This window comes from Winogradskya humida (assembly GCF_016862215.1).
Classification (GTDB): Bacteria; Actinomycetota; Actinomycetes; order Mycobacteriales; family Micromonosporaceae; genus Actinoplanes; species Actinoplanes humidus.
This window is the reverse complement of sequence record NZ_BOMN01000144.1, coordinates 1-11,619: the sequence shown is the minus strand read 5'-3', so window position 1 is coordinate 11,619 and position 11,619 is coordinate 1. Positions and strand designations below refer to the sequence as shown.

Below are 11,619 nucleotides of genomic sequence, written 5' to 3'. Positions count from 1 at the left end.
CCCGTCCGGCTGACCTGCGTCGCAGCCCGGCGGTGCCTCAGTTGCCGGTGTTCTGCAGGAAGAAGCCGGTGAGGAGCTCGGTGAACTCGGCGGGCTTGTCCAGGTGGACGACGTGGGTCGCGTCGATGCGCCGGTACGTGCCGTCGCGGAGCAGGGATGCCGCCCGGCCGGCCTCTTCCTGGCTCATGGCGCCGTCGAGGATGCCGTCCGGGCGTACCTCGAAATTGGCCTGGAGGAGCAGCACCGGGCAGGTGATCCGGCTGAGCGCGGCGGCGTGGCCGAAGTTCTTGTTGAACGTGCCGTCGTAGAAGGCGGCACCGAAGCGGGGGTCGTACTCGTCGAGTCCGCGGATGAACTGGCGGACGGTGTCGTTCTTGAGCAGCCCGATCTCGACCGGCGCGCCGGGGTTGGCCCCGCGGTACGACGTGATGGCCCGGGTCAGCGCCGATCCGGAGCCCCGGCCGACGTTCCTGTCGAAGAACGGCTTGCTGGCCCTGATCCAGTAGAGCAGGAAATCATCGGCCCGATCCTGTACGGCCTGGTTGCTCGTGACGAAGGACTTGTACGCGATCGTCTGCCGGATCCGGGGCTGCTCGGCGGAGAACAGCGGCGGATCCTCCAGCAGGGCGGCCCTCACGAGCTCCGGGCGGTTGGCGGCGAGCCAGGTTGCCAGCAGACCGCCGGACGAGTTGCCGGTGACGTACGCGGGCTCCTTGATCACTGTCTCGATGAAGTCGCCGAGGTCCGTGCCGATCCGCTCGGCGGTCATCGGGTAGCCGGCCGGGACGGTGGTCGCGCCGTGCCCCGGGTAGTCGATGTCGAAGACGTGGAACGACCTGGCCAGGCCCGGCAGGACGAGGTTGTAGCTGTACCAGTCCAGGTGCTGGGCGTGCAGCAGGACCAGCGGCGGCCCGTTGTCCGGCCCCTCGACGTAGCTCAGGGCGACCTCGTTCACCCGGATTGTCTTCTCGACGTAGCCCGCTGCGATGACTTTCGCCTGGCCAGGGTCGGTGTAACGGTCGTTGACGGTCTTCAGGGTGACCAGGGCTATCGCGGCCAGGAGCACGACGACGCCCAGCGTGATGGCGGTGTTTCGCATGGAACTGATGAAATCATCAGAGCTGTAGGGAATCAACATAAGTAAGCTGTGACCATGAGCGCGCAGCACGGCACCGCCGCGAACCGGACCGAGCGGCGCAAGGCGCAGACCCGCCAGAAACTGATCGACGCGGCCCGCGGGATGCTCGCCGACGGCACTGCGCAGAAGGCCAGCATCGAGGCCATCACGGAACGCGCCGACGTGGGCTTCGGGTCCTTCTACAACCACTTCACCAGCAAAGATGAGTTGTACGCCGCAGCTGTCACCGATGTCCTCGTGCTCGTCGGCGCCGCGCTGGACGACCTGCACCGCGACCTCGGCGACCCGGTGGCGGCGTACGCGCTGTCGGTCCGGCTGTCCGTTCGCGGGGCGTTGCTCCGGCCACAGTTCGCCCAGATCCTGGTCAGCAACGGGATGTCCTACCTGGACGACGCGCAGGGTCCGGCGGCGTACATCCAGCGTGACATCGAGGCGGCCGCCGCGACCGGCAGGCTCCGGGTCGACAATGCTCCACTCGCCGTCGCGGTGACCCTCGGCTCGGTGCTGGCCAGCCTGCGCCTGGCGCTCGCAGACCCTGACCTCGCCGTCGGCTCCGTCGCCGAGCAGCTAGCCGAGCACCTGCTCCGGATGTTCGGGCTGCCCGCCGACGAGGCCCACGCGGTGGCGAACGCTCCGCTGCCCTCCTAGGCGCCTGCCGCCTTCAGTGTGCGGCGCAGGACGTCGTCCCAGTCGGTGGGGTGGAGGCTGAAGCGGGCTTTGGCGGCCGATGCGTCGAGGACGTACGGCCGGGTCATGATGTAGTCGATCCCGGCGACCTCGCGCAGCACCGGCGACACGGCGCCCAGCGCTCTGACCACGGTCGGGTGCAGCGTTTTCACGGTGACCCGCGGCCTGCCGGCGGCGTCCATGAGCTCGGCCATGATCTGAGCCTGGGTGCGGGGCGGGTTGCTGGGGGCGTGCCAGACCCGGCCGTACGCCCCGGGGTCGTCGGCTGCGGCGATCAGGGTGCGGGCCATGTCGAGGACGTCGGTGAAGGTGTGGGGCTGATCGGTGCGGCCGAGCATGCGTACGGTGCGCCCGCGCAACGCTGCCGGCAGGACCCGGCTGACATGGCCCTCGCCGCCACCCGTCCCCTGCCCGCTGCCGACAAAATCGGAGCCCCGCACCTCGAACGCCCGGACCCGCCCGGCCTCGTGCGCGGCGCGGGCGTCGGCCCAGATCCGCGACCGCAACCGGCCCAGATGGTCACGGGCAACCTCCGGGAGTCCTTCGTGGATCGGCCCGTCGACGGGACCGTACGGGTACAGGTTGCCTGTCATCGCATACCCGGCACCGGTGCGCTCGGCGGCGATCAGCAGGGCGGCGGCGAGCGGCGGCCAGCGTGCTTCCCAGGTCGGGTAGGCGCCCGGGTTGGCGGTGTTGAAGATCGTGGCGGCGCCGTCGGCTGCCCGGGTCAGCGCGTCGGCGTCGGAGGCGTCCAGGCCGCGATGCTCCACGCCACGGATGCTGGTGTGGTGCCCCGACCGGCTCGCGACGATCACCTGGTCGCCCCGCGCGGCGAGCAGCGTCGCCACGTGCCGCCCGATCGGCCCGGCGCCCACGACAAGTTGACGCCGTGTCATCACGTGACCGGTACGACGATCGGGCTGGCATGGTCCCGGTTCATGGTGACTCCCCGACTTAACTGAACAAGTGTTGGCTTGGCAAGTGAACAACTGTTGGTCAAAGACGTCAAGGGGTCGGGGCGGTAATGTGAACAACTGTTGGTGACGAGCTGTCGGGAAGGAGCCTGTGATGCGCCGCCGCAACCCCCGTGGGCAGGGGCAGATTCTCAAGGAGCAGCTCGTGGGCGCCGCGGCGAAGCTGCTGGCCACCCTCGACCAGCCCGAGACGCTGACCCTGCGGCAGGTTGCGCGCGAGGTCGGTGTGGCTCCGGCCAGCATCTACAGCCACTTCGACGACCTGAGCGCGTTGATTCAGCACGTGCTGCGGCTGCGTTACGACGAGTTGGCGCGGCTGATGAACGGGGCCGCGGCGGCAGCGCCGGATCCGTTGAGCGAGCTCGTGGCGCGGTGCGCGGTCTACGTACGGTGGGGGAACGAGCAACCCGGGCACTACCGCACCCTGTTCGGTGGCCGGATGCCCGCTGACCTCGTCCCGGGAACGGCCCATGAGGCCGGCGCCGACCTGCTGGGATCGCTGGTCACCGTGCTGGGAGCGGTGACCGGGCCGGGAGCGGGGGCCGGGCCGGATCGGGCACCGTCCACGCAGGAGCAGCAGTGGCGGGACGGGCTGCTGCTCTGGACCGCGCTGCACGGTCTGGTCAGCCTCTACAACGACCACGGGAGCATTGACTGGCCGCCGCTGGACGAGCTGCTCGCCGACCTGATCGGCCTGCACACCCACCGGCCCGCCACCGAGATCGCCGCTGTCCTGGCCCGGCGGGCGCCAAGATGATCATGAACGTCCATGGATCGACGTTTTCGGTTCGCGTGTGAGGGCAATGAGCTGATCCATGAAGCCCCCGAGATCAGCGCCGCCCCCGGCACACGCCGTGGAGCTGCGGCGTTGGTCGCTGACCTCGGGGGACGACCTGCACGCCATGCGCTCGGAGCTGACCGGTGAACTGAGCGATCGGCGGCTGGGCGACGGTGAGCTCGGTGAGCGGATGACCCTGGCGGCCACGGAACTCGCGAGCAATGCGTTGCGTCACGGGCTGCCACCCGTGCAGGTGCAGCTGCTGCGCACCCCGGAGGATCTGATCATCGCCGTGTCGGACGGGGACGTGACCGGGGTCCCGCAGTCGGACGGTGACGGCGGCCTCGTGGCAGGCGGCCGGGGACTGCTCATCGTGGGAGCGGTGGCCGACGACCTGTGCTGGCACGCCGACGGCACGGTCAAATACGTGTGGGCGTCGTTCCTCAGCCAGTAGCGTCCTGGCACAGCACCTCGGCCAGGCCGGTGACGTCGAGGATGTGCTTGACCATGCCCCGCGCGTTGGTGACCGAGAAACGGCGCCCGGCGCTGCGGGCGGCCTCGTATCCGGCGACCAGACCGGCGATCCCGTGCGAGTCGAAGAACGCGACCCGCTGCATGTCGACGAACACCTGCTCGACGCCGGCCTCCTGCGCCGCCGTCCTGAGCGCGTCGGCGAGCGCGGTGCCGACACCCATGTCGAACTGGCCGCCCAGGCACACCAGCAGGACGCCGTCGCGCGCCGGCTGAACGGCGATTTGATAGTGGTGGATGCTCACAACGCGCATGTCTAACACGTGGGTACGACAGTCGGATAACGACGAGCTCGCTATCCGGCGTCGCTGATCGCCGCGGCGGCCGGGGTGTGCAGCCAGGTGTGGAGGTCTTCGCTGGTCAGGGGCTTGGCGAAGAGGTAGCCCTGGCCGTAGGGGCAGCCCATCGCGATCAGGGCCGCGCGGTGCTCGGCGAGTTCGATGCCTTCGGCGACGACTTTCAGGTCGAGGATCGCGGCGAGGCTGATGATGGTCTCCACCAGGGCGAGCTGCTGGCGGGAGTGCAGGATGTCGTCGATGAAGGACTTGTCGATCTTGAGGACGTCGACGGGCATCTGGCTGAGGTAGCTCAGCGAGGAGTAGCCGGTGCCGAAGTCGTCGATCGCGATCCGGACTCCCCAGGCGCGTAGTTCGCGCAGGTCGCGCCAGACCTGTTCGGCGTCGTGCAGGACCAGGCTCTCGGTGATCTCCAGCAGCAGGGCGCCGGGCGGGGTGCCGGTTTCGGCGAGGACGGCGCGGACCTGGTCGACGAAGCCGGGGGTGCGGAACTGGCGGGCCGAGACGTTGACGCTGACGTACTGCAGCGGGCTGTCCGGGGACGCCGCGGACCAGGACGCGAAGGTTCGCAGGGCTTCGCGCAGCACCCAGCCGCCGACGGCGACGATCGCCCCGTTCTGTTCGCAGAGCTCGATGAATTCCTGCGGGCCGAGCAGGCCGAGCACGGGATGCTGCCAGCGGACGAGTGCCTCCACGCCGACGGTGTCGCCGCTGCTCAGGTCGACGATGGGCTGGTAGCGCAGCCGCATCTGCCCGCCCGGGACCGCCTCGGTGAGTGCGGAGCGCAGTTCCAGCCGGCGTACGGCCGCGTCGTGGAGCTCGTCGCGGTAGGGCTGCCAGTTGTTCTTGCCCTCGGCCTTCGCGGCGTACATGGCCACGTCGGCATGGCGCAGCAGGTCGGAGACGTCACCGTGGGCAGAGGCGGTGGCGACACCGACGCTGGCGGCGCCACTGACCAGATGTACGCCCCCGGCGCCATCGCTGACCTCGATCGGCGCGCCCAGCGCCCCGATGATGCGGCTGGCGATCCGACCGGCCTCGGCGATGCCGCCGTCGTGCTCGATCAGGACGGCGAACTCGTCACCGCCGGTGCGGGCCGCGAGGTTGAGCGCGCCGGCGACCCCGGCGATCCGGTGCCCGACGGTGATCAGGACCTGGTCGCCGATCTCGTGGCCGAGGGTGTCGTTGATCTCCTTGAAGTCGTCGAGGTCGATGAACAGCACGCTGACCGAGCCGTGGGCGGCCGCGGTGAAGGGCGTCATCTGGGCCAGCCGGTTCTGCAGCAGCGCCCGGTTCGCGAGCCCGGTCAGCGTGTCGTGGAAGGCCTGGTGCGCGATGTCGTCCTGCAGCTGGCGCCGCTCGGTGACGTCGCGGATGGTCATCACCAGGGCCGACACGGCGGGCTCGTCGCGCAGGTCCCTGCAGACGCATTCGACCTGCAGGAGCGTGCCGGCCGCGGAGATCGCCGACAGGTCGACGGCGTCGCGGCCGCGACCCGCGCGTACCTCGCCGAGGAAGTGGCGCAGGCCGGTGTGGTCGATGCTGGTGATCAGCTCGTAGACGGTGGTCCCGGCGAGATCGTCGCGCCCGAAGACCGCCAGCGCCGACGGGCTCGCGTACCGGATCGCGTCATCGGCGTCGACGATCAGGATCACGTCGGACGCGTTCTGGATCAGGGCCCGGAAGTAGTCCTCGTTGCCGCGCCGGTGGACCTGCTGGGTCAGCATGATCCGCTCGATCGCCATCGTGCCCTGGGCCATCAGCGCGGCGAACGGCGCTGACAGGGTCTGCAGCACCTGCTCGGACGCGGCGAAGACCGCCCTGTTGTGCCGCAGGGTCCCGTCCGCGGACCCGCCGATCGCCTCCGCGTACAGCGCCGACGGGAAGCCGGTCATCATCACGGCGACGTCCGCGGGCAGCTCGGCCACGGCGACGCGGCCGGTGCCGATGAAACCCACCGGCGTGTCCTGGGCGGCCGGCGTGCTGTAGAAGTGCAACCGGTACGGCTCCACCCGCGGAGCCATGTGCGCCATCGCGGTCCGCACCGCGGTCAGCACCTCGGCCTCGCTGCCGACCGCGACCAGTTCGGCGCCGGCGATCCGCAGCGTCCGTTCCCGTGCCGCGGTGTCCCGCTGATGCCGCAACAGGCCCGCGACCCGCGCCATGACCAGCAGGAACATCGTCGCCGACGCGACCGCGATCATCGGGGCGTCGGTGACGGCGCCGCGCGCGAACTCGATCAGCAGGGCCACCGGCGCGATCAGCACCGCGACCGACATGGCCACGATCCGGCGCCCGCCCGGGGTCTCGTAGACGGCGGTCTCGTCCGGCTCGGTCAGCTGCGACATCGACGGGTGCAGCGCGGCCAGCGCGATGGCGGCGTAGAACGCGACCCAGCCGAGGTCGACCGGGCCGCCGACCACCCACGAACCGTCCAGCTGCCGCAGCCCGTAGACCACGTCGGTGAGCAGCAGGCAGGCCACCCCGGCGGCGAGGATCCGCACCGGGACCGGTCGCCGTCCCCCGGCCGTGAGCAGCCGCGCCACCATGGCAAGAGCCAGGACATCACCCAACGGGTACGCGATGGACGTCAGCTTCTCGAGCAGGCTCAGCGCGTCGTCGCGTACGTAGGGGGAGATGAGCAGGATCCAGGAGAGCAGTCCCAGGCCCGCGGTCGGCACCAGTGCGTCCAGCAGCGCCCCGCGATCGTCGGAGCGGCCGCTGTACCGGATGAACGCCGCCAGCGCGATCGCCAGCATCGGATAGACCAGCAGGTAGAACACGTCACCCAGCGACGGGAACGGATCGGTCCGGCCGAGAAAGTCGGTGAGAATGTTGTACGTCGTGTCACCCGCCGTGAAACTGACGAGCACCGCTGCCAGCAGGTACCACGGGGCCGGGTTCGCCGGACGGTGCCGGCGCACCCCGACCAGCACCGCGACGGCGGCTGACAGCCCGATCGCAGCCCACGAATACATGCTGATCGCGGGGAAGAGATAGAAGACAGCCGTCAGCGCGACGATCCAAGCACCGAAGCGCAGCTGCAACCGGGCGGCCGACATGCCCCTCCTATCGGTATGCCCACCGCCCGCATGAGCGTTCACCGGGAACGAGGTGTCCGATGAACGCTCATGCGGGCGCGCGTACGTGCCGATCAGGCAGGCATGAGGCTGCGGTCCGCTCAGCGGTTGTTCGTGGCGTACGCCGCGGCGAGCCTGGTGCCGATCGTCGTGCTGGCCGGGGTGCTGTCGGCCGCGCTGGCCCGCGAGGCGCGTGACCGCGGATTGTCGGAAGGCCGCGCGCAGGCCGCTGTCGTCGCCCGGACCGCGATCGAGCCGCTGCTCGACGGGGAAGACCTCGCTTCCGGGCTGTCCGCCGCTGAGCGGGACGGGCTGACCAGGATCGCCGTCAGCGCGGTCGGTGGCGGGTCCGTGGTGCGGCTCCGGATCCTGGACTCCTCCGGGCGGATGGTGTTCTCGCCGGACGGGAGCGGGCTCGGCCAGGCGCCGGACGACGAGGCGCGCGAGGCCGCCGCGTCAGGGACCGATCGTGCGGAGCTGACCAGGCTGAACACCGACAGCAACGACCAGGAGGCGGTCGGGCAGCGGGTGGTGGAGGTATATCTGCCGCTCATGGTGCAGAAGCGTCAGGTGGGGGTGCTGGAGATCTACCTGCCGTACGAGCCGATCGACGCGGCCGTCAGCGCTGGTCTGCGTACGGTATATGGGCTGCTCGGGGTTGGTCTGGTCCTGCTGTGGGTGGCACTGGCGGGGATCTCGGCCTCCACCATGCGCCGGTTGCGACGGGAGGCCGCTCGCAACGCCTACCTGGCCGATCATGACGTGCTGACCGGGCTGCCGAACCGGGCCCAGTTCCACCGCCGGGTGCAGGCCGCGCTGGCCGAGGGGCGCGCGGGCGGGACCAGCACGGCGGTGGTGCTGCTGGATCTCGACCGGTTCAAGGAGGTCAACGACACCCTCGGGCACGATCACGGCGACCTGCTGCTGCGGAGCCTGAGTGCCCGGCTGACCGAGAACGCCCGGTCCGGTGACGTCGTCGCCCGGCTCGGCGGCGACGAGTTCGCGCTGGTGCTGCCGTCGGCGGGGGAGGACGACGTGGTCGCGCTGCTCGATCGGCTGCGCGGGAGCATCGGGGCCGACATCGTCGTGGGGGAGATCCCGTTGTCGGTCGAGGCGAGCTTCGGGTACGTGCTGGCACCCGCCGACGGCGACGACGCCGACACGGTGATGCGCCGCGCGGACATGGCGATGTACCGGGCGAAGGACAGCCGGGTCGGACGGGCCCGCTACGACGGCGTGCGTGACCACTACGACGCCGGGCAGCTGGCGCTCGTGGTGCAGCTGCGGGATGCCATCGAGACCGGTCAGCTCGTCCTGCACTACCAGCCGAAGACGGTCATCAGCACCGGGGAGGTCTGCGCGGTCGAGGCACTCGTCCGGTGGCAGCACCCGGAGCGCGGCATGGTCCCGCCCGACCTGTTCATCCCGGTCGCCGAGCGGACCGGGCTGATCGAGCCGCTGACCCGCTGGGTGCTGGACGCGGCGCTGACCGAGGTCCGCGGGTGGGACGGCGCGCTCACCGTGGCGGTCAACATCTCGGCTCGCAACCTGGCGCATCTGGGCTTCGCCGCGATGGTGCTGGAGACGCTGGACCGGACCGGAGTGCCCGCGGACCGGCTGGTACTGGAGATCACGGAGACGGCGCTGCTCGCGGAGCCGGAGACGGTGGTCGCGGTGCTGGGCCGTTTGACGGCTGCGGGCGTACACATCAGCATCGATGATTTTGGGGTGGGTCAGACGTCGCTCGGGTATCTGCCGTCGCTGCCGCTGGCCGAGTTGAAGATCGACAAGAGCTTCGTGATGGATCTGGTCACGAACCCGAGCCATCGGGCGATCGTGCGGACGTGCGTGGACCTGGGTCACAACCTCGGATTGCGGGTCGTGGCCGAGGGGGTCGAGACGGCGGAGATCCTCGATTTCCTGGGCGCGGCCGGATGCGACATCGCCCAGGGCTACCTCCTGACCCGGCCGTTACCCCCTGCTGAGCTGCGGCGATGGCTCGGCGACCGGCGTGTGGGAACGCCGTCGGCTGCTCCTGGGGCGTGGTAGACAGAGGTCGTGGACGGCCAACCAGCGGATCCGGCACGGTTGCTGGCCGATCTGGCGTCGGCGCTGACGACCGCGTCCACGGATCTCGATCGGGTGGTGGAGTGCGCCGCGCTGGCCGCGGCCGAGCTGATCGGCGACGGCGCGGTGGTGCGGCTGGCCAACGACCAGGGCATCTTCGACCGGGCAGCCGTTCACCACCCGGACGCCGGGCTGGCCGAGCTGCTGAATCAGATGTTGCCGCGCCAGCAGCAGCACGTCGATGCCGGGTTCGCCCGCGAGGTGCGTGACCACGGGGGAGCCGTGGTGCGCAACAACCTCACCGAGGCGGCGATGCGGGAGATCGCCGGTCCGCTGTGGGAGTACCTGAAACGGCTGCGCTTCGGGTCGATCCTGATGGTGCCCCTTATTGCCGACGGCACCTACCTGGGCAACATGTCGCTGGGGCGCGAGGGCACGCGGCGGCCGTACCTCGACGAGGACGTCCAGCTCGCCGTCGACGTCGCCGCCCGGGTGGCGCTCGCGGTGGCCACCGCCCGCTCGGTGGCGCTGCTGCGCGAGGAGCGGGAGAACTACCGGGTCATCGTCCAGACCTGTTCCGAAGGTGTCTGGAAGGTCGACGCCGAGGGCCGGACCAGGTTCGTCAACGACCGGATGGCGGAGATCCTCGGCGTGAGCGCCGAGCAGCTGCTCGCCCGCCCCGCCTCCCATTGGCAGCCCGATCCCGGTGCCGGGCCGTGGTGGCGGCTCCCCGAACGTCGCCTGCACGAACGCCGCCTGCGTCACGACGACGGTCACGACATCGAGGTGCAGCTGTCCGTGTCGTCGCTCCCGGCGCCGGCCGGAGCGCCGGAATGGCTGATCATGGTCACCGACATCACCGACCGGATCCGCAACCGCGAACTGGGCGAGCGGCTCGCGCAGATGCAACGGCTGGACAGCATCGGCCAGCTGGCCGGCGGCGTCGCCCACGACTTCAACAACCTGCTCTCGATTGTCAGCGGCGCGAACGAGCTCATGCTCCTCGAGGTCCCGCCCGGCTCGCCGGCCGCGGACCTCACCCGGCAGATCGCCTCGGCGGTCGAGCAGGGCGCCGCCCTCACCCGCCAGCTGCTGGCCTTCGGGCGGGGGCAGCCCGGCAACGCCGAGACCGTGGACGTTCTCGACGTCATCGCCGAACTGGAGCCGATGCTGCGCCGGACCCTGGGCGAACACATCGAACTGCGCTGCCCGGTACGCGAGGACAACCGGGCGCCGTGCCGCGTCCGGATCGACCAGGGCCAGCTGCACCAGGTCATCGTCAACCTCACGACCAACGCCCGGGACGCGATGGACGCCGGTGGCCGGCTGAGCATCGACTGCGAACACGTCCTGGTCGACCGCGCCGAGCTCGGTGACACCATGCCGGACGACTTCGACGACAAACCCTGGTTCGTACGCCTGGCGGTCTCCGACACCGGGACCGGCATGGACGCCGTCACCCTGCGCCGCGCGTTCGAGCCGTTCTACACGACCAAGAGCGCCGGCCACGGTACGGGTCTCGGCCTCGCCGGCGTCTACGGCATCGTCCGGGCCGCGGGCGGGCTGGTCCGCCCGTACTCAGAACCCGGCCACGGCACCACCATCAAGATCTACCTGCCCGCGAGCGACGAACCGGCCGCCCCGCACCAGGCCGGCCCGGTGGAGGCTCCGCCCGCTGACGCCGGCCCGCTGCACGTCCTCGTCGTCGAGGACGACCCGGCACTGGCCGAGGTCCTGCGCCGCCTGCTCGAACCCGGCGGCTGCACCGTCACCGCCGTCTACAACCCGCACGCCGCCCTCGCCCTGCTCAACACCATGCCCGTCGACCTCGTGATCACCGACGTCGTGATGCCCGACCTGACCGGCCCCGAACTCGTCGCCGCGATCCACCGGCACCGCCCGGGTCTCGCGGTCGTCTACACCTCGGGATACACCGCCGGCGTCCTCGGCGAACGCGCCCACCTCGAGCCCGGCGCGATCCTGCTGGAGAAGCCCTACACCCGCGCCGGCCTGCGCGACGCCGTCAGCCGCGCACTCGCCCGCAGGCCTTAGTAGGACTTGGTTAGGT

9 protein-coding genes are annotated in these 11,619 nt (G+C 70.4%); 5 read left to right on the top strand and 4 right to left on the bottom strand.

Translation table 11 applies throughout. The features are described 5' to 3' along the window. Positions 1 to 37: 37 nt before the first annotated feature. On the bottom strand, positions 38 to 1,099 hold the full coding sequence (locus Ahu01nite_RS47455) for an alpha/beta fold hydrolase (protein ID WP_203843357.1): 1,062 nt from the start codon (positions 1,097 to 1,099) through the stop codon (positions 38 to 40). Positions 1,100 to 1,153: 54 nt separating this feature from the next. On the opposite strand from Ahu01nite_RS47455, the gene Ahu01nite_RS47450 reads away from it, so the two are divergent. Then, the gene (locus Ahu01nite_RS47450) at positions 1,154 to 1,786 is read left to right on the top strand and encodes a TetR/AcrR family transcriptional regulator (protein ID WP_203843356.1); all 633 of its coding nucleotides are present in this window, start codon (positions 1,154 to 1,156) and stop codon (positions 1,784 to 1,786) included. Here Ahu01nite_RS47450 and Ahu01nite_RS47445 read toward each other — a convergent pair. Further along, entirely contained in the window at positions 1,783 to 2,721 is a 939-nt protein-coding gene (locus tag Ahu01nite_RS47445; protein ID WP_203843355.1) for an NAD-dependent epimerase/dehydratase family protein, read from the bottom strand. The two genes, Ahu01nite_RS47450 and Ahu01nite_RS47445, sit on opposite strands and share 4 nt — an antisense overlap. 172 nt (positions 2,722 to 2,893) lie before the next feature. On the opposite strand from Ahu01nite_RS47445, the gene Ahu01nite_RS47440 reads away from it, so the two are divergent. Continuing rightward, positions 2,894 to 3,556 (top strand): TetR/AcrR family transcriptional regulator, encoded by a 663-nt coding sequence (locus Ahu01nite_RS47440; protein WP_203843354.1) that lies wholly within the window; start codon positions 2,894 to 2,896, stop codon positions 3,554 to 3,556. Positions 3,557 to 3,614: 58 nt separating this feature from the next. After that, positions 3,615 to 4,031, top strand: coding sequence for an ATP-binding protein (locus Ahu01nite_RS47435; protein WP_203843353.1), 417 nt, complete (start codon positions 3,615 to 3,617; stop codon positions 4,029 to 4,031). Here the strand turns inward: Ahu01nite_RS47435 and Ahu01nite_RS47430 are convergent. After that, a complete protein-coding gene (locus tag Ahu01nite_RS47430; protein ID WP_203843352.1) occupies positions 4,021 to 4,362 on the bottom strand; it encodes an STAS domain-containing protein in 342 nt (113 codons plus the stop codon). The genes Ahu01nite_RS47435 and Ahu01nite_RS47430 overlap by 11 nt on opposite strands. A 41-nt stretch (positions 4,363 to 4,403) precedes the next feature. Next, positions 4,404 to 7,466, bottom strand: a complete 3,063-nt coding sequence (locus tag Ahu01nite_RS47425) for a putative bifunctional diguanylate cyclase/phosphodiesterase (RefSeq protein WP_203843351.1) — start codon at positions 7,464 to 7,466, stop codon at positions 4,404 to 4,406. Between the two features lie 102 nt (positions 7,467 to 7,568). Here Ahu01nite_RS47425 and Ahu01nite_RS47420 point away from each other — a divergent pair, with 102 nt between their 5' ends. Both Ahu01nite_RS47420 and Ahu01nite_RS47415 read left to right on the top strand, forming a co-directional pair. Beyond that, a complete protein-coding gene (locus Ahu01nite_RS47420; protein ID WP_203843350.1) occupies positions 7,569 to 9,533 on the top strand; it encodes a putative bifunctional diguanylate cyclase/phosphodiesterase in 1,965 nt (654 codons plus the stop codon). Positions 9,534 to 9,542: 9 nt separating this feature from the next. Further along, positions 9,543 to 11,603, top strand: coding sequence for an ATP-binding protein (locus Ahu01nite_RS47415; protein WP_203843349.1), 2,061 nt, complete (start codon positions 9,543 to 9,545; stop codon positions 11,601 to 11,603). Positions 11,604 to 11,619: the final 16 nt, after the last annotated feature.

Coding starts and splice junctions, on each gene's coding strand:
- Ahu01nite_RS47455 (WP_203843357.1), bottom strand. CDS start 1,099: ATGCGAAACACCGCCATCACGCTGGGCGTCGTCGTGCTCCTGGCCGCG.
- Ahu01nite_RS47450 (WP_203843356.1), top strand. CDS start 1,154: ATGAGCGCGCAGCACGGCACCGCCGCGAACCGGACCGAGCGGCGCAAG.
- Ahu01nite_RS47445 (WP_203843355.1), bottom strand. CDS start 2,721: ATGACACGGCGTCAACTTGTCGTGGGCGCCGGGCCGATCGGGCGGCAC.
- Ahu01nite_RS47440 (WP_203843354.1), top strand. CDS start 2,894: ATGCGCCGCCGCAACCCCCGTGGGCAGGGGCAGATTCTCAAGGAGCAG.
- Ahu01nite_RS47435 (WP_203843353.1), top strand. CDS start 3,615: ATGAAGCCCCCGAGATCAGCGCCGCCCCCGGCACACGCCGTGGAGCTG.
- Ahu01nite_RS47430 (WP_203843352.1), bottom strand. CDS start 4,362: ATGCGCGTTGTGAGCATCCACCACTATCAAATCGCCGTTCAGCCGGCG.
- Ahu01nite_RS47425 (WP_203843351.1), bottom strand. CDS start 7,466: ATGTCGGCCGCCCGGTTGCAGCTGCGCTTCGGTGCTTGGATCGTCGCG.
- Ahu01nite_RS47420 (WP_203843350.1), top strand. CDS start 7,569: ATGAGGCTGCGGTCCGCTCAGCGGTTGTTCGTGGCGTACGCCGCGGCG.